This window comes from Methylocaldum sp. GT1TLB, from assembly GCF_051027445.1.
Lineage (GTDB): Bacteria > Pseudomonadota > Gammaproteobacteria > Methylococcales > Methylococcaceae > Methylocaldum.
The window spans coordinates 3,494,677-3,511,828 of the sequence record NZ_CP194898.1 but is presented as its reverse complement, the minus strand read 5'-3'; the positions used below and the strand labels follow the sequence as shown (position 1 = coordinate 3,511,828).

At 55.4% G+C, this 17,152-nt stretch carries 20 protein-coding genes; 7 read left to right on the top strand and 13 right to left on the bottom strand.

Annotated elements, in window-relative coordinates:
* Window positions 1-83: 83 nt before the first annotated feature.
* On the bottom strand, window positions 84-392 hold the full coding sequence (locus ACR2R1_RS15345; protein WP_240502555.1) for a hypothetical protein: 309 nt from the start codon (window positions 390-392) through the stop codon (window positions 84-86).
* Window positions 393-634: 242 nt separating this feature from the next.
* Between ACR2R1_RS15345 and ACR2R1_RS15340 the strand changes: the two genes are divergently transcribed.
* The 3 genes from ACR2R1_RS15340 to ACR2R1_RS15330 all read left to right on the top strand — a co-directional run bounded on the left by ACR2R1_RS15340 (window position 635) and on the right by ACR2R1_RS15330 (window position 1,540).
* Entirely contained in the window at window positions 635-1,006 is a 372-nt protein-coding gene (locus ACR2R1_RS15340; protein ID WP_434110795.1) for a cupin domain-containing protein, read from the top strand.
* A 15-nt stretch (window positions 1,007-1,021) separates the two neighbouring features.
* Window positions 1,022-1,297: a cupin domain-containing protein gene (locus tag ACR2R1_RS15335; RefSeq protein ID WP_086133021.1), complete on the top strand. Its 276-nt coding sequence runs from the start codon at window positions 1,022-1,024 to the stop codon at window positions 1,295-1,297.
* Between the two features lie 84 nt (window positions 1,298-1,381).
* Window positions 1,382-1,540, top strand: a complete 159-nt coding sequence (locus ACR2R1_RS15330) for a DUF7230 family protein (RefSeq protein ID WP_347258436.1) — start codon at window positions 1,382-1,384, stop codon at window positions 1,538-1,540.
* Between the two features lie 462 nt (window positions 1,541-2,002).
* Here ACR2R1_RS15330 and ACR2R1_RS15325 read toward each other — a convergent pair whose 3' ends face one another.
* From ACR2R1_RS15325 to ACR2R1_RS15310, 4 genes are all read right to left on the bottom strand, one after another.
* Window positions 2,003-2,689, bottom strand: a complete 687-nt coding sequence (locus ACR2R1_RS15325) for an HAD family hydrolase (protein WP_156879879.1) — start codon at window positions 2,687-2,689, stop codon at window positions 2,003-2,005.
* The gene (locus ACR2R1_RS15320; RefSeq protein WP_077730970.1) at window positions 2,686-2,964 is read right to left on the bottom strand and encodes a hypothetical protein; all 279 of its coding nucleotides are present in this window, start codon (window positions 2,962-2,964) and stop codon (window positions 2,686-2,688) included. The genes ACR2R1_RS15325 and ACR2R1_RS15320 overlap by 4 nt, the downstream gene beginning before the upstream one ends.
* Before the next feature lie 130 nt (window positions 2,965-3,094).
* Complete coding sequence (locus tag ACR2R1_RS15315; protein WP_434110792.1) at window positions 3,095-4,057, bottom strand: nucleotidyltransferase domain-containing protein; 963 nt, start codon at window positions 4,055-4,057, stop codon at window positions 3,095-3,097.
* A gap of 14 nt (window positions 4,058-4,071) precedes the next feature.
* The gene (locus ACR2R1_RS15310) at window positions 4,072-5,316 is read right to left on the bottom strand and encodes a multifunctional CCA addition/repair protein (RefSeq protein WP_434110790.1); all 1,245 of its coding nucleotides are present in this window, start codon (window positions 5,314-5,316) and stop codon (window positions 4,072-4,074) included.
* Window positions 5,317-5,384: 68 nt separating this feature from the next.
* Here ACR2R1_RS15310 and ACR2R1_RS15305 point away from each other — a divergent pair, with 68 nt between their 5' ends.
* Both ACR2R1_RS15305 and ACR2R1_RS15300 read left to right on the top strand, forming a co-directional pair.
* Window positions 5,385-6,191 (top strand): sulfite exporter TauE/SafE family protein, encoded by an 807-nt coding sequence (locus ACR2R1_RS15305; RefSeq protein WP_434110788.1) that lies wholly within the window; start codon window positions 5,385-5,387, stop codon window positions 6,189-6,191.
* Window positions 6,192-6,282: 91 nt separating this feature from the next.
* Window positions 6,283-6,579, top strand: coding sequence for a SelT/SelW/SelH family protein (locus tag ACR2R1_RS15300; RefSeq protein ID WP_347257833.1), 297 nt, complete (start codon window positions 6,283-6,285; stop codon window positions 6,577-6,579).
* 56 nt (window positions 6,580-6,635) lie between these two features.
* Here the strand turns inward: ACR2R1_RS15300 and ACR2R1_RS15295 are convergent, their stop codons facing one another.
* From ACR2R1_RS15295 to ACR2R1_RS15265, 7 genes are all read right to left on the bottom strand, one after another.
* Complete coding sequence (locus ACR2R1_RS15295) at window positions 6,636-7,109, bottom strand: type IV pilin protein (RefSeq protein WP_347257832.1); 474 nt, start codon at window positions 7,107-7,109, stop codon at window positions 6,636-6,638.
* Between the two features lie 34 nt (window positions 7,110-7,143).
* Window positions 7,144-12,111: a PilC/PilY family type IV pilus protein gene (locus tag ACR2R1_RS15290; RefSeq protein ID WP_347257831.1), complete on the bottom strand. Its 4,968-nt coding sequence runs from the start codon at window positions 12,109-12,111 to the stop codon at window positions 7,144-7,146.
* Window positions 12,112-12,135: 24 nt separating this feature from the next.
* Complete coding sequence (locus ACR2R1_RS15285) at window positions 12,136-12,678, bottom strand: pilus assembly PilX family protein (RefSeq protein ID WP_347257830.1); 543 nt, start codon at window positions 12,676-12,678, stop codon at window positions 12,136-12,138.
* A 7-nt stretch (window positions 12,679-12,685) separates the two neighbouring features.
* Window positions 12,686-13,846 (bottom strand): PilW family protein, encoded by a 1,161-nt coding sequence (locus tag ACR2R1_RS15280; RefSeq protein WP_347257829.1) that lies wholly within the window; start codon window positions 13,844-13,846, stop codon window positions 12,686-12,688.
* Window positions 13,843-14,355 carry a type IV pilus modification protein PilV gene (gene pilV / locus ACR2R1_RS15275; protein ID WP_434110783.1) on the bottom strand — a complete coding sequence of 171 codons (513 nt, stop codon included), beginning with the start codon at window positions 14,353-14,355 and terminating at the stop codon, window positions 13,843-13,845. The genes ACR2R1_RS15280 and pilV overlap by 4 nt, the downstream gene beginning before the upstream one ends.
* A complete protein-coding gene (locus ACR2R1_RS15270; RefSeq protein ID WP_347257827.1) occupies window positions 14,346-14,909 on the bottom strand; it encodes a GspH/FimT family pseudopilin in 564 nt (187 codons plus the stop codon). The genes pilV and ACR2R1_RS15270 overlap by 10 nt, the downstream gene beginning before the upstream one ends.
* A gap of 211 nt (window positions 14,910-15,120) precedes the next feature.
* On the bottom strand, window positions 15,121-15,432 hold the full coding sequence (locus ACR2R1_RS15265; RefSeq protein ID WP_133716313.1) for a hypothetical protein: 312 nt from the start codon (window positions 15,430-15,432) through the stop codon (window positions 15,121-15,123).
* Between the two features lie 285 nt (window positions 15,433-15,717).
* Here ACR2R1_RS15265 and ACR2R1_RS15260 point away from each other — a divergent pair, with 285 nt between their 5' ends.
* Both ACR2R1_RS15260 and ACR2R1_RS15255 read left to right on the top strand, forming a co-directional pair.
* Window positions 15,718-15,918 (top strand): hypothetical protein, encoded by a 201-nt coding sequence (locus ACR2R1_RS15260; protein WP_077728335.1) that lies wholly within the window; start codon window positions 15,718-15,720, stop codon window positions 15,916-15,918.
* Window positions 15,919-16,009: 91 nt separating this feature from the next.
* Complete coding sequence (locus tag ACR2R1_RS15255) at window positions 16,010-16,240, top strand: acetyltransferase (RefSeq protein ID WP_077728334.1); 231 nt, start codon at window positions 16,010-16,012, stop codon at window positions 16,238-16,240.
* 32 nt (window positions 16,241-16,272) lie between these two features.
* Here ACR2R1_RS15255 and nfi read toward each other — a convergent pair whose 3' ends face one another.
* Window positions 16,273-16,935: a deoxyribonuclease V gene (gene nfi, locus ACR2R1_RS15250; protein WP_077728351.1), complete on the bottom strand. Its 663-nt coding sequence runs from the start codon at window positions 16,933-16,935 to the stop codon at window positions 16,273-16,275.
* Window positions 16,936-17,152: the final 217 nt, after the last annotated feature.

The following is a 17,152-nucleotide window of genomic DNA, read 5'->3' as shown; positions in this document are numbered from 1 at the left end:
TTTGCGTCGGGAAAGGATTCCCGACCTACTTCGCTACAAAGCGGCACAATCGTAGGTCGGCAATCCCTTGCCGACAAAGCCGTCTAAAAAGACGTCTCGAACGGCTTCCGGCCCTTTTTCATCATGACCCCGTAACGGAACAGCACGGCGCAGACCGCTCCGGCCAGAATCGCCGTGACATCCATGCCGATTCCCAGCCAAAAGCCGTGTGTATGAAACGACTCGCCCAGTAGTGAGCGGAGCACGACTTGCATCCAAAACAGGAAACCGCCGTAATAAACGATGACCCCGGCTATGGCCCAAGCCAATGCGGGCAGATTCAACCGTTGAGCGGTTTGATAGAACCAAACCGCGATCGCCAAGATGACGATCATCGATAATGCCGCAATCATAGTTGTAGTTGCCTCCCGTTCGATTTTTTCGGCACTCTATCAAACCGGACAGCGGGCGTGAAGAAATGGAGGCGACCACCAGAGCACCCTGTGCAAAAATTTTGTGCAATCGTGTGCAGCCCTTATGTCATCGGGTCTGGAAGAAATTGTTCCAGGCTTTTGCAGAACTTTATCCACAGATTTTGTGAATAAGTGTTTCATTAGAGTGACAGCCATCGTTGCCTCTAAAGGAATTTTTCAGAATGCTCGAACTGCCTGAAGCATCGATGACCGCGTTACTGGCCGACCTGCCGGAGGACTTGCCCGAGGAAAAATTCGAAGTTCTGCTGGAAACGCCGGCTTTCCGGCTGGAGCGGATTCTTTCCAAGGGACATGCCACACCGGAAGGACAATGGTACGATCAGGACTGGGACGAATGGGTGCTGCTGCTTCAAGGTCAGGCAAGACTCGCGATCGAAGGGCGGAATGGCGAAACGTTTTTGCACCCCGGCGATGCCCTTTTGCTTCCGGCCCATTGCCGTCATCGCGTAAACTGGACTCCGCCGGATACGATCACCGTATGGCTGGCTTTGCACTATGGCCGAGGCTCTACCTCGAAACCGATCACCAAATGAAAAGGAGAGTACGAGATGAGCGATATCCGTATCGAAAAACAAGTCGGCGAAGACCGGCTCAAATCGCTGGGCGTACGGCAATGGCCGGTGTGGAGCAAGGAACCGTCCGAATTTCCGTGGACTTACGACGAGACCGAAACCTGCTATCTCTTGGAGGGCCGCGTGATCGTGACGCCTGAAGGCGGCGACCCCGTGGAATTCGGCAAGGGCGATCTGGTGACCTTCCGGACCGGCCTGCAGTGCACCTGGAAAATCCTCGAAACCGTGCGCAAGCACTACAACTTTTCTTGAGACCGGCTCGGGAACCGATCCTGTTCGGAGCGGTCTGAAGGGCGAGCCGGTATCCGGCGAAGACATTCAAACGAGAGCAACACCATGAGCAAGAAAACCAAGCGACCTCAGATCCCCCAGACCAATCCCGTCGCCAAATATGCCGGGAAGTTCAACCGAGCCGCCACGTTCCGCGACGGCCACACCTATACCCGCAAGCTCAAACACAAAGGCCAGGAGCCTTTTCCGATCCGCGCCGCCTGATCGGAAAAGGCTCTTGGATGGAGAAACAGCACGTCGGGAATCCCTTCCCGACCGACCGGCTGACACGGCCGTAGGTCGGCAATCCCTTGCCGACAAAGCCGCTGGCCCGGCCATGGCGTCGGGAAAGGATTCCCGACCTACCGAGTAACACCGATCGATCGGTCGAGCGGCAAGGCGACCGAACGTTGCCATGGTGGGTTACGGCGCACGCGAAGCATAGTGTTCTACGGCCAGCCTATACCGGAGTGCGCCTAACCCACCCTACGAAATCCCGGTTTCCGTCGTTACACCAAAGCGAAAAATGACCCGTGGTAGGGCGGGTTAGGTGCGCCGTCATGCAACCTGCGTGTAGCCCAGCGAGTCAGGCGCGCACCGTAACCCGCCAAACGAACGGCAAGGCCACCAAGGAAAAAAGCGCATGGAACGTTACTCGCGCCCTCGGCCCGGTGGAAACTTTTCCTCTCATCCGGTTGTTTCCAGCAACTGGGCCAGATCTAGCAAGCTAGGAAAGCTGAGCGCCGCCCACTTCGACAGTTTCCGGCGGATTTCGTGGCGCCGTTGAATCAGAACCGGAACAGTTCCCGCCGCACGGGCCGCTTCCAGGCCGGTTTCCGAGTCCTCCAGCACCAGGCATAGGTCCGGCGGAACATTCAAACGTCTCGCCGCATCGAGAAAGAGGTCGGGCGCCGGTTTCCCCCGTTCGACCTGGTCGCGGGTCACGACAACCTGAAAGGTCTTTTCCATACCCGACAGCCGCAGGCACTCCCATGCATACGGACCGTCGCTGTTGGTAGCCAGCGCATAGGGAATCGCCCGGTGTCGCAGAATAGCGAGCAGCTCTTTCAGGCCCGACATCGGCCCTATGCCGTGTTCGTCGAGATAGCGCCGCCAGTGGCGTTCGGCGGATTCATGAAACGACCTGCGATCGAACGCATCGCCAAGTGCAGTCTTAAGCGCCCGTTCCACGTCATCGGCATGGCGGCCGAACAACCCAAGGCAGAATTCTTCGCTCAGATCGAAGCCCAGATCGGCCGCCGCCGAACGCCAGGCGTGGCAATAAGTCGATTCGGTGTCCAGGGCCAGACCGTCCATGTCAAGAATGACCGCCCGGAAATCGGGAAGCGCCGACCGCGCACGGGCAAAAGTCATCGGGCCTGCTTGAGCATGACCAGGTTGCGAAACAGCGCAGCGCCCAAAGCGCCGAGCAGGGCGCCCGACACCTCCATCATGATGCCGGCGGTCGCGCTGTAATACGTGAATGACCCGCCCAGCAAAGGCTTGAGGATGGCGTACATCCAGATCGCCTTGATTCCGTAGTAGACGATCAAAGCGCCGACGATCCATTGCAGCACGTTGAGGTTGAGACGCAGCGCCGTGCGATAAAACCATATGCAAACCAGCACCGAAATGACGCCACCGATCATAATTTTCTCCTCCGAGTTCGTGAAAAACCCCCGTGCGACGGTTCTTTCGCGATCTCTATATATCGATAATTGGTTTAAGGGATGCAGGGGCGGAAATGTAACAAACGCAATGACGTTTGCCTATTCGGATTCAGGGCGTTCGCCGCTCGAACACCACCTTGATATATTCCCCCGCAGCTTCTCGGCTGGAACCCACTACGATGCGCCGCTGCCCCGAGTGCGATTCTTCCAGCAGACCCGAAATCTCGACGGTTTCTCCGGTCAGGGCCTGGCCCGCATAGGTGTGGGTAAAACTGACCGCTTCCGTGAGCTCGGGATGCGTCAATCGGTACACGGCCGGATAGTCGAACGCGTATGCCGCATCCGCTATTTGGGTCCGAAGCAGGATCGGCCCCAACTTGCGGACGGGGCCCGATGCTTTGGACGGTAGTTCGTCCACCAAGGTGATATCGAACTTTGTCCCGTCGATCAGCGCCTTGTTCAACTTGCGCCGCTCGTGCCAGAGAAATTCCTCGAACGTGAGCGCACAACCGCGCCGGTCGTAGGCGTCGCGCCATGCCGCATCGTCCAGCTCTTGCAGTTCTTCGGCCTCGATCAAGCGTCCGACGATCTCGCGAGCCTCGAAAAACGCTTCACGTCCGTAGATGACGAAATCGAGATCGGACTTCAGCGTTTGCGCGCCGATCAACAAAGAGCCGGTCAAACCGACCCGGCCCAAGTCCAGCCCGCAGGCACCGAATTTTTGCAGCAATCGAATCGCTTTCCGCTCGATTTCGTCTCGTGGCACCGAGTTCAGCAAATCTTGCACGCGATCCCGCGGTCGGAGATGGCGGCGTATGTTTTCCTGCGGCACGGCATGAAGTCGTGCGTCCAGCCGCTTCGACGAAAACAGATACCGGGGCGCCCGAGCTTGCAGGTAAGCATTGGCTTCGTCAGTGCCCATTTTGGCGAGCTTTCCTCCGATCGGCGCGTATCGAAGAAAACAGAGCACGCGATCATCCTCGAGCATCCCGTCCACGACGGCGAAAATCAGCCCTTCGTGGGTTTCGATGAAATCGCGCGGCTGATAAATGTCGGCAGGTTTTGGATTCATTACAAATGCTACATTCAACCGGAATTTCGGCTTTCCAAAAATTGCCGCCGACACGACGTCACGGCGTCGATCCGCTGCCGGCGCAGCTCTCGGCCCAGACTCTCTCCTTTGAATCCTTTCTCCAACAGCGGTTGAACCGGAATCGCCAGAGCTGTTTCCCGCGCCGTCCGCAGCCATTCGGCTTGCGGATAAAGCCGATTCTCGAAGCCGGGGCGGCCCTTGGCATCGGCTTCACAGGCGAGAAGAAAACCCTCCATGGAGGCATGGGCTCGGAGCGCATCGAGCCGCTGCAACAAATCCACCACGGTCGCGGGGCGCAGTTCGAGCGCCCGGTGACAATGGCCGTGGTAGCGCATCACTTTTTCAGCCAGCTTGCGATAGGCATTGGGCACCTTCAGCCGCAGGCAAAGGCTCTCCAATGCGCCAAGCCCGAGTTTTTCGTGGCCGTGATGCTTCGGCCACAATTCCTTGGGCGTCAAACCCTTGCCCAAGTCGTGAGTCAGGGCGGCGAAACGCACTACCGGGTCGGGACTCAGCCGGACCGCCTGGTCGAGGACCAGCAAGGTATGAATACCGGTGTCGATCTCCGGATGATGCTCGGCGGGCTGCGGGACACCGAACAGCCGGTCGATTTCCGGGCACAGCCTGGCCAATGCGCCGCACTCCCGCAGCACCTCGAAAAAAGCTCTGGGAGTCGGCTCGGACAGGGCACGGGCGAGTTCCGCCCAAACCCTCTCCGGCACCAGGGCGTCCACTTCGCCGGCGGCCACCATGCCCCGCATCAGATCGGACGTTTCCGCCGCCACCCGAAAACCGAGCTGCGCGAAACGGGCAGCGAAGCGGGCCACTCGGAGGATGCGCACCGGGTCTTCGCCGAATGCCGGCGAAACATGGCGCAGAATCCGGTCCTTGAGATCCCGTGCGCCGCCATAGGGATCGATGAGCCGGCCTTCCTCGTCCAGGGCCATGGCGTTGATGGTCAGGTCGCGGCGGAGCAGATCCTGTTCCAGCGTCACGTCCGGCTCGGCATGAACGACGAAGCCTCGGTAGCCCGGCGCGGTTTTCCGCTCCGTGCGGGCGAGCGCGTATTCATCACGGGTCTCTGGATGCAAGAACACGGGAAAGTCCTTGCCGACCGGTTTAAAACCTCGGGCAATCATGCTTTCCGGCGTTTCGCCCACGACCACCCAGTCGCGTTCCTCCACCGGTCGCCCGAGCAGGCTATCCCTTACGGCACCGCCGACAAGATAAGTTTTCATGGATTTTTAGCTTGGACCCCGGTTCCTGTTAGCATACGGCCCCTATTTTAAACGCGGATGAGCAGCGCATGTGGGAAGAACTGGGACTGTACCTGGCTTTCGGCAGCCTGGCCGGCGTGTTGTCCGGCTTGTTCGGGATCGGCGGCGGGGTCGTGATCGTGCCGTTTCTAGTCTGGTTTTTTTCAGTACGGGGATTTCCACCGAATTCCGTCATGATCATGGCGGTGGCGACTTCGCTTGCTACCATCGTGGTCACGTCCGTTTCAGCGGTTTATGCGCACCACCGTCTCGGTGCCGTGCGCTGGGATACGGTATCCCGGCTGTCGCCCGGCGTACTGATCGGCTCCATCCTCGGTTCGATCATCGCCGACCGATTGCCGGCACATTGGTTTAAACTGATTTTCGCGCTTTTTCTGCTTTATGTTGCCGCTCGTCTTCTAATCGATGTGAAGACTAAAAGCGATCAAAGTCGAACGCCAAGCGGGTGGCTATATTCAGCCGCCGGCTTAGGGATAGGCGCGGTTTCTTCCATCCTCGGGATAGGTGGCGGGACACTGAGCGTGCCCTTTCTCGTCAGATGCCATTTTCCGATCCGAAACGCCGTCGCCATCTCCAGCGCCTGCGGTTTTCCCATAGCGGTCGCCGGCTCTCTGACCTATATTGCCCTGGGTTGGGAAAAACCAGTGTTGCCGGCTTGGAGTCTAGGCTATGTTTACCTGCCCGCCTTTGCCGGCATCGTGGCGACCAGTATTCCGTTCGCGCCGCTCGGCGCTAAACTCGCGCATCGGCTACCGACGCGGAAACTCAGGCGAATGTTCGCGATCGTCGTACTGATCGTGGGAGTCAAACTGTTTTGGCAGGCCATTCAACCCTGAATCTGAATTTAAGTGCCGTAGGTCGGCCATCCTTTGCCGACAAATCCGCTGCGTCGGGAAGGGATTTCCGACCTACAAAGAGAGAGAAACTATGACCGCAAAACCCCGCATCGAAATCGAATACTGCACTCAATGCCGCTGGCTGCTGCGCGCAGCCTGGCTGGCGCAGGAACTTCTGACCACGTTCGAGGAGGAGATCGGCGAAGTGGCGCTGATTCCCGGCACGGGCGGAGTATTCGAAGTGCGCCACGGGAACACGGTGCTATGGTCCCGAAAGGAAGAAGGACGCTTCCCCGAAGCGAAAGAGCTTAAACAGCGGGTAAGGGATGAAATCGTGCCCGAAAAACATCTCGGACACAGCGATAAAAAGAATAAATTGAACGATTGAAGGTATCCGAACTTTGCAGTCGAATTGTGTGAATGTCGGCTTGCTTCCCAACACGGCTATTTTGCCCAAGTTGTTTCGCCGGTATCAGCGAAATCACCGTCGTTATTTTTATCCCACCGCCTGGCACCCGTCTGGTCGAGCTCCAGCATGCCGTCGTTTGCCTGTGGACCGCCTGCTACCGGCGTGGCTCTGAGCGTATAGCTGTTCGGCGTAGCCGCAGTTAGCGCCAAGTTGTAATAGGCTGTGCCCGATCTGGGTGAAACCGTAAACGGCAAGTCCGGATCGGCGTTGTCGCCCGAACTTGAGCAGCTTCCGTCGGCGCCCTTGTTCTCATAGCAGTTATTCTCGGTAAAAAAGCGTTCCATGAAACTTTGAAGCTCCATCAACGAAGCTTGGGCGTCAGCCCTTCGGCTAGTCCTGAGTTGAGCCTGATAGCTCGGATAGGCGATGCTGGCCAAAATAGCCACAACCGCCACGGTAATCATAAGTTCGATTAGGGTAAAACCGAACCGAGCTCTGAATCTGATCATGTTTGATTCCCCACCAGCATACATCTCTCCCCGACTACTTTATTTGCGCCCAAGACTGCCTACCCATGGGGGTGCCGGCAGACTCGGTGGTGACCTCCAAGCTGCCACTCGAGCCGCTTGTGTATTTGTACTCCTTCTCCCCAGCAGAAATCACACCAGGTGTCTTGATGATACCTATGCTTGACTTCTTCCCGGACGGTGCGTAATCAGAGCCGCCTATGTCTACCAAATCCTGAGAGTTTATCTGCCCATCCGGCGTGCCGCCTTCTCCGTAAACGTCCCAAGGTGCTCCGGTATTCGGTAACCGAGCGCCAGTTATGGCATCCACTTCCATCAGCCAACCGGTACCGCCATAATCGCACGGGTTGGCGGAAGGGATCAGTGTAGTGAAGATAATTCGCCCACCGCGGAGTAGCGGTGCGCTGATTACTCGCTCGCCCTCAGCCGTGCCGGGCTGCGGCGGCTTTTTGAGATCCATGAACCAGCCGCTTTTTTCATCATAATCGACATCATTTTGCGAACTGACACGCAGGTCGAAAAACCCCAAAGTTACTTCGTGATCTATGGTCTGCTCTTGCAAGACCGAGGTAGCGCCGGTCCGAAGGCTTCCATCGATGACATCCGTATTTCTATTGCCGGTGTTTCGGTCCCAGAGGCCGTAGAATGTCTGCACTTGGGGACTAGCGCCAACCACATTGTCGCCCTCCTCAAAATATTTACCCGTACCGAAGTAAACCATGAGCCCGCCATTTTGGTCCCCTCCAGGCCGTCCTACTTGCGGCTTTGCGGTAATCGGCTGCCGGTTTGCGCCCGTGCAAGGCGTAGCGTTCGAGCTGCACGCCACAAACAAGGGCTCTGGCGTTGAGCCATTTTTATAAGCCACCCCCCAACCGTTGGTATTGGCGCTGGTCACATCGAACTTCCAAAGATTTCCGTGTAGATCGCCCGCATAAACGTAATCCACGATCCGATCATTGTTACTGTCGACGATAATGGGTGTCGAAAGACCGTTATTTCCCGCTGCTCCGGTGTCGATTTTTTTGATAAGGCTGCCATCAGCGAGATTTATGATGAAAAGAACGGCCTTGTCACTTGTGCTGTTGTAACCGTTGGCGACAATGGCCGCCCATTGGCCGTTCGCCATTCGTCCTATCGAAACCTGAGGTAAGGTATAACCAAGATCGGTGTCGTTATCGCTAGTAAACTCCCAAAGTACGTTGGTAGCGTCGAAGGAGCCGGGTGTCGTCACATCGAGCGCAAACACGCCCCGTCCGCCAGCGCCGGTCGTCCCCACAAGAACCGAACGCCAGGCGCCGTTGACATAGGCATCGCCCACACGCGGCGAGCCGTCCACAAAATACTTGTGGGCATATGCGTCGCTCGCTAGCGTAGCCAAATTGCTGTTGATCACGGCGTTAGGAACATAAGCGAAGACTTCTTGGCCGTTGCCTAAATCGAACAAGCCCGTGTCGGAATCGTAGGTACCCGCGTTGATCGCATGCAGCATGCCGTCGTTCGCTCCGACATAAAGCATCCGTGTCCGATTCTTTTTGGCGGTGAGAAAAGCTTCGTATACGCCGCTTGCGCCTTCAGGAAGAATGCTATATCCGAAGTTCTCGCCTCCGGCAAACCACGGATCGGAGTTGATTATGTCCCCCAAGAGCTGAGTGCGCTTTCTGAATGGGCCGCTATTTTTCTCTTTGGACTGATCGCCTCTGAGAAAATTGACCAAATCCTCGCTATCCAAGGCGGCTTTTTGATCAGCATTCAGATTCGCCCAGGTAAAGCTGATTCCTTTGGTTCCTGCGGCCGTCGGATCGTAGGAGAAGATTTCGCGTGTAGACTCTGATGGGATACCGGCCGCTGCATCCCATACGGCATCGTCATCATCGATGACGCCATTGCTGTCGGCATCATTGATGCTGCCATCTGCATTAATCGAAAACGCAAGTAAGTGACCGCTCCAATCCGTACTGTTGAATTTCGCCTGGTAAATCAGTGTGCCTGTATCCAGACGCGTCGAGTTCGTGGCAATACTCGCTGCTGACCCTATACGGCCCTTGATTTCGTTGAAAGCGTTGGTCAATTGGTCGTTTAATTGTCCGGCATTCGTCACCAGGAAATAGCTGTCCGGAGAGCCGTTACCGTCGAGATCCCACTCGTCGCTGTCCAGTTGATTGTTGCCTTGGTTGGTGGAAGGTTCTTTCTTGTCAAAGAAGCCGCCCCATTTCGCTGCATACCAAAGAGGATCGTGTTTGATGAACGATGCGGTCGCCGCTCCCGGAGTGAATGTTCGCGTTGCATTCAAGGGCAGCGACTGATTATCTTGCCAGGTTCCTCCGGGTAGCTCGCCGGGTGGAGTGTCGAGGAAATAATCGACATCCGACGCCGTATCGGAATCCCTCACCTCCAAATAAGTACCATCTGCGGTGGTTCCGGAAATGACATATCCCATGTGCTGGATACAGCTGCCCGCCGCATAGTTCGAATTCAGGCTAACAGTAACTGTACCGTCGCTGTTGACGGTGAACGTGTATTCCACGATCGCGTCCATGTCGTGATCGGAGCCATATTCAGAATCTTCGTAATTAATACGGAATTTGCCATAGGCTCTCCCGTCATTGACGGTAGCATCCTGATTCGCCGCCCCGGTGTTCTTGATGGTGTCGACATAGAAATCGACGATAGTGTTTGTCGGTTGATACGAACCCGCAGCGGAACTGAAGCTACCGCAGCCACCGACGGTTTTTCCGAAAGGCACCAGCGTAACTGTGCTTCCGTCAACAGGAATCTCAATCCGCGGCAACGGTGAAGCCAAAGCTACGGAAAAGGTATCGGTTTTCTGGTCGCCACTGACATTATTGAGATCGTTAGTTTTGCCAAATAGAGCGGCAGCTGCGGAATAATAACCGCCCTGCCTCGTCGGTTCCTCGGGTGTTAGCCCACGAATATTGCTAAAACTGGTAACGGTTTTTGGCGTAGGCGCGCCGTCATAGGTGCTTCCGGATTGGCCGATAAAGATATCCGTTGTCTCAGTCTCCCCGGCCCAAATCGTGTCAGCAGAGCTTGACACGTTTAACCCCGTCAAGTCCCCAGAAAAACTGTTGAAATAACTGCCAGGCAGCTTGTCCGTATCGTACGACGGGTTAACGTCGCTGATCACCAACTGGCTCGGCTTTGAGCAAGTAGGATAGCCATTAGAATAGTTGGCTCCCATGTTTCCGGTGTATGGATTCAGCCAATTTGGTTGGGGTAGCCCCAGCGTATTGTCGTCGGTACCGCTGTTATTGACACCGCTTGAAAAGTCGGTGGTGGGAGACGCTTTGCCGGCAAAATATCGTAAACCTTCATACATCATCTCGCCGATAGGATTGCCCCACATTCGGCAGCGTCCCTCCGCTAGCGGGTTATTGACTTCCGGTACTCCGCAGTTTTGGTTGTATTGATAATCTCCGCCGAACCCGACTGTTTTCAGTTTACTAATCGTTTCCACAATACCGCCCGAGCCGGAAACAAACTGCCCGGTGCTTGGATTCACTTCATTAGTGAATGAGAGAACGTTTTTGCGTAGGACACCGCCAGACGTATTCTTGGTGTAGGAACCGGTGATAAGACCGAACATCATCGAGTCGTTTTCACCGTGTTCGTGCAGCAATCCCGTCGGTTTATAGATGGTCGTGCCATCCGAGGTATAACCTTTGCAATTGTCTTCCAGAAGACCACTCGTACAGACTTGGACGCGCACGTTGTAATCGGTCATCGCCGATGTCGGCACGGTCTTCTGCCAATACAAGTGATAGTTATCACCGCCACTTCGTTCTTGGTGACGAAAGACAATACTATGTGTCCCAGCCGTGAGCGTGACGCTTCCCGAATAAGGCGTGCAGCTATTGGGGTTGCAGTTACCGTGTGCGCCATACCAACTCGCGACTACGGCACCATCAATAATCACGTCGATGGCATCATCGCCATCTACAGCGAACGTGTAGACACCACTTTCTCCGCTAGGAATTACCAAATTGCCCTGAAATATCGTGAGATAGTCATCGTCCTGTCCAAAGGGATTGCCGCTGCCGTTGATGTTCGACACAGATCCGCTGCCGAATAGCTTTGCAGGAATTCCGTACGCGGAGACCAACGAGTTGAATTCGGCAGTATTATTCGGATATACACCATAACCAGTGGTGTTGTACGTCGTTTGAGTTAACCCTGAAAAATAACTCGCTGGCACGATTTGCCAGGTGGTTCCACCCGCTACCGCACAGTTTGCACGGACATTGTTTCCCGTAGCGCATTGTGTTCCCGCCACGGGCCTTTCGATCGACACCCATTCCCATATCCGGTACGAGCTGTTCGTCAATACGCGGAGCAGAGGGTCGGTCGTGTTGAGCAGCGTCGTGTTGGCAAATAGATGGCGGGTACCTGAAGCCGGAAGAGCGAGGGGGGTGTATTCGGTGATGTCATAACCGTCGACCGAGACACTAGTGTATTCCTTCCCCCAGCTATGGGCGTCCTGAGGAATATACGCTCGCTCGAGAACGGTTTGCGTTGTACTATCGGTACTGCGGTAACCGCCGAATAGCACTTTTCTCAGAGCATCCATGCGAGATGTGGTCAGGTAATTCAGAAAATCGCCGCTCCATGCGCCGCTACACTTTTTGTTGGCAGTGGTGACGGTCGGAACAAATATATTCGAACTGTAGCTGTAGCACTTGTACGAATCGAAGTATCCGTAGTAATCGATAGCTGGGTCGTAACGGATTTCCAGCACGCCATCGCCATTTAGATCGGACGCATCGTTGTAAGCCTCATAATAGAGCTTATGGTCTCGCCCCATGGTCAGCATGACCAACGGCGGAGCGCTGATTCCTACAAATAATGGAGACTGAGCAATCGTACCAGCAGTAGCAGTTAACGTAAGCAAGGAACCGAGCGCGCTGCCGCAGAGTACCAAAAGCAGTTTTTTCCATATGCTGCGTTTCTGAACCTGAATTTTCATCATCGCCCCATCCCGTATTGCGTGGCATTAACGCTTGTAAGTTGACTGAACCATGACGACGGCATTCTCAGTGCCGCCGATACCGCGTGCTGTGACGCGGTAATAATTAGCTTCACTTGGCACACCGGCTTCCAGACTGGCACCCGCCTCCGGAACGGCAGGGAGTTCCTCGATGATATAGGCGGGATCAGCTGCGATGTCAGTCAGCGTTCCCCCGGTAAAAGTAATCACCTGCGCTGGACTCCAATTAATGGCATCCCAGACGCGGGTCATCTCTTTGGTATTGTTACAATCGATGTCGTCTGCTTTGTATAAGCCGTCTGCACAGGAAAACATCGGTAAGGTCGCCGTCGTAAGACTTGCCTCTCCCGCTCGTAAAGCCGATTCGGCAGCCTGAAACGCTAAATTCCGATCGCGCATATTGCCCGCCATCTTCTCCTCCAGTGATGTAACCTGCATACCGGTGACCCCGATGAGGGTCATAACCAGAAGGATAAGAAGGCTAACGACCAGCGCACCGCCTTCCTGTTCGAGCGGATATGTCAGCCGTCGGGATGGGATGTGTTTCATGGGGCGATTACTGCAGTCGGTTGCGGAGAGTGACAGTCGTGGTGAAAACCCGTCTAAGGCGCCGATCGGGGGCAATGGCGGATTGGCCGTTGAAGGAGTAGCCTTGGGCTTCGGTGGTCAGATTGTTTTCGGCTGTGCGCATCAGAATGCTCAACCGCATGCTGACTACATTGCTCCAGTTGGCGACGGCACTGGCGGCGACGTATTGGTTGGGAGTGCCGTCCGAGTCGGTGTCTTCGCCATAAAGAATCTGCATATTCTCGACACCTTCCACCAATTCCTCGCCAGCACCAGCGGCAGCAGAGTTTTGCCCCCCTGATGCGCTGGAACCCAGCAACGGTTTTCGGAATAGAGCCGGTTCGTTTGCCGCGGCATCATTGCGCTTGCCAACGTAGTAGATATTGCTGACAAGCTTTACGAGTTCGCCGCCACTCTTAGTTAGCACGGGTAAAGCCGTAATATTTCCCGGCGTACAGCCAGACGATAACGTGTGATCAATTGTTATCCCACCACCAATGGCCTGTACATTACAGGCTTGTACCCAATCCGCGTTTTGACAGTCGCTGATCAACACAATATCGCCGTCAGCCGTATCGGCATTGGGTGTAGTATTGATAACCGTGTTCGCTCCCGGAGTTATGTTATTGATGAGTGCCGGATTTTCTCCACCACGCCAGATCCGGAAGATATCTGAATTGGGCACGGCGGTGGTCGCATCCAGGGTATTGCCGCCAGCGGCGCTCCACTGCCCGACTGCGGCTCCAATAGCTACGTTCACAGGTGCGGCGTTGATCTCAATGGGAACAGCAGTACCATAGCCCGTTCCATTGCCTTCCCAGCCTTGAATGCCATCGCCAGGATCGAAACTTGGCGGTGGGCCATTTAAAGTATTATTGATGCTCGGCACACGACTAATACAGCCCATAAAGCCTGCCATTCGTATGTCTTTCGACATTATTTCTAGGGCGAACCGGGCGTTTTCCTGCAACCTGGACTGAGCCTCCTGAACCCGATACGTCTGCTTGTTGGAAAGATAAACTTGGCCTACTCCGCCGATCAGAATTAGCCCCGCAACCAAGGCAACCATGATTTCCACCAGCGACACACCCTGTTGTGCCGCGCGGCGAGGGTGGTGGATCCGAGTGAAACGGATTGAGAAGAGATTCATGGCCGGAAACTCGTAACAAAACGTTGATTGGCTTCACCCGAGCGGTCGTCATCCCACCAGACCTTGATGGCATAAGCCGCTCCGTCGTTATCGCAAGCCGGGTCGTCCGCCTCGCCATCACTAGGGGTGCCGTCGATACACACGACGCCGGTACCGCTAGGTAGTTGCGCAGCCAATTCCGCGCTCCACTGCGCCAGGTCGTAACCAGCCATTTGAGCGGCAGAGCAGGCATTAGCCGCGCAGTCGTCATTGGTAGCTACTTGGTTGTTGTAGTTTCCGTTATTCAGTCCGACCGGGTTCGCGCGTATCCTGTCGGCCATGTCGTACGCCAGTTGAGTAGCCTGCGAACGGTAATACGCGCTTTGATTGTTGCGAAGTCCCGCCACCTGAAGACCCGCCATACCCAAGAGGCCGATTGCGAGCACGAGCACCGCGATCAAGACTTCGAGTAAGGTGAAGCCGCTTGCACGCGTGAGAGGAGATAAATGCTTAGCCATGGTCATGAGCATGGCGCCTTGCTTACCGCGGTCCTCCCCATTGCGTTGATTACAATGGAGCGTCCGCTACCTGATGAGTCGGGACAAAGCGTGAACGTCCCGGCTTGAAAGGCTCCGGAAGTCAGTTGGGTAAAGCCAGAGGAGACATAGGAGACGTAACCGGCGACGTTCGTGTTTCCGCTCAACGTCGAAGCACGCAGGCTCGAATAGACTTTTAGGATCGGTTCGCCTCCGTCAACGGAAGCATTGTTGTTGGTGTCGACGAACACTATCCAGCCTTGGTCCCAATTTCCGGAGTCACTGCAGTTGCTGCCATCGGAGCTTCTGCATAGGGTTATTCGTATTCCGCGTTTTATGGCTTCGCTTCTGGCGAAATTTAGTGCTGCGACAAACTCGTTCGCCTGTGTTGTTATCCGGTTATTTTGTATCAACTCTTGGAATCCTGGCACACCAATCCCTAAGACGATAGCCAGCACCGATACGGCGACCATCAGCTCGATTAATGTAAAACCGTTTTCATGATCTGTTTTCATGCCGATAGTTATAGCAGCGCTTTTTCGCTGCATCGGTAGAAGCCGACAATCGGTAGGATTTATCCGACGAACGGCCGTGATGGAGCGGCGCGTTCAAAACAGCCGCAAGAAGAGGATAGGGCGGATTGTTGCCCTCCGATGATCAAAGGGATGCGCTCGAATTACCGAATTCAAGCGGATCTCTTGTTTTCGATGGGCTCTCGTGTGTGCCGAGGGAACTGAAGAAGAAAAGGTCGGGCAGGTGTTATTTCACGTGGAACGGCCTTCGAGACACCTTGAAAGGAAACAATCGGCAAATGGCGCGCGACAGCCAATTGCGCTTGGCAAGGCGTTGTTCGCGCGAGCGTTCGAATTCCGCGTTGAAGAACGCTTTGGTGAGCTGTCCCGGCGTGGGAGTGTAACCGTGACGCGCCAGCCATGCGTCTCGGGCTTCCGCCAGAAGACGATAAAAGGCGATATCGTAAGCTGTATTGGCCTCGTAACTGAGTGGCTCGTCGTCGAAATGGATTCTCAGTTCATCCAGCCGCCGGCGGAACCACGCAGTCAGTTCATTCAAGGTGTACTCGTCGGATACCGGCATCTTTGCGAACCCGTTTCGTCTGTCAGTGTAATCACTAAGATTTCGTTACGGCCGATGAAGTTCAGCCGGCGCCCCGTCCCGGTGCGCACCTAACTCACCCAGCAAACTTCGGAGTACCGGGGAAAAACGTGGATTGCCGCGGGCTGGAGCCAGTCCTTAAGCCACTTAGCGGAGAAACGACGTCGACTGCGTCCAATTGTCGCTTCTAGGTTAAAGTTTGCCCGAGAACTTTCTCATCCAACTTTATAAGTTCGCTCAGCCATGAACACAGAAGAAATATTCAAACGATTGCGTATCGGCTTGTCGCTGGTAGTTGGATTTTTTACCGGCAAGTTTCTCGCGACCACCATGCAGCATCATGCGTCGGAGTTTTTTATCGGCGGTTTCGGGGTAGGCGTCGTTTTGACGCAGTTGGTTTACTGGGGCATCGAATCTCTTTGGGGCGGCGAACGTTCCGAGTGATTGCATCGCGCCCAAAATCGCTCTACAGTAGAATTCAATCCACGGATGACGAGCCTTTAAACGAATTCATTCCTGAGAGGAGACATGTGCCATGTTTCTCAAACTGAAAAAGAATGGACATCTGGTCGAGATTCTCGGTCTCAACGATTTGGTCAATCCGATACATAAAAACATAGTCGGGCGCTTGCATTGGGGCGAGGAGATGCAGGATCCGGAAAAATTCCCGAAGACCGAATTGGTATTTCCGTCAGGCGAAGAGCTTCCGGTTTGCTGGACGGATGTCCACTATCGCGACAAGGAACTCCCCGCAAGTAAACCGTAAGAGCACGCGGAGCTACGAGAATTTCGCGTTCGTTATCCCGAAGCGAGGCGGTGTGCATGCCGCGTCGTTTCGGGCAAGCGGTAACGCTTAGTGCAGCGCATCACCCATTCGACGGCCGTCTGCAAAGCGACACGGTGGCCGGGCGAGATGTAAACCGGTTTGACGCCCTGCCTCGTCCTTAACACGGCTCCGATGGTCTCCCCTTTGTCCAAAAGGGGAACCCAAGCGCCGCGCCGGTCTGGAACGCCGTCATGAACACCTAAGAGCCGTGTCTTTCCGACGCCTATCGTCGGGATATCGGTTAGTACCCCCAAATGACAAGCTATGCCCAAGCGGCGAGGATGCGCATAGCCTTGACCATCGACCAGCATCAAATCCGGCAGATCTCGCAAAGCTTGCAAGGCATCCAAGATGGCTGGAATTTCCCGGAAGGATAGAAGGCCCGGAATATAAGGAAACGAAGTCGGCCGCCTCGCAACGGCGCTATCGATCAACTCCAGCTCGGGGAAACTCAACTTCGCCACGGCAGCTCGCGTGACAGTGCCCCCTTCTTCGAAACCGACGTCCACCCCGGCTACGCATCGGACCGTTTCCGGTAATTCGTCCTGCAAACTGACGAGGTTTCGCAGCCGTTTCTGAATGGCGATCGCTTCTTGCGGTGTGACATCCCAGGGGTGTTCGTGTCGTAGCTTCAACTTCAACGTCCATTTTGGTGGATTAAACCTTTCGGCTTCGTCAGCGGGTTTGTCGGCAAAGGATTGCCGACCTACGTCCAAGGTGTAGACCCGAACAAATTCGTAGGATGTGCTGAACGAAGGGAAGCGCCCTTCGACTGAGCTCAGGACAGGCATCGTTCGCGATTGATGCGGTTCGGTTCATGCCGGGCTATCCTGCCCGGCTCCCTCCGGGCGG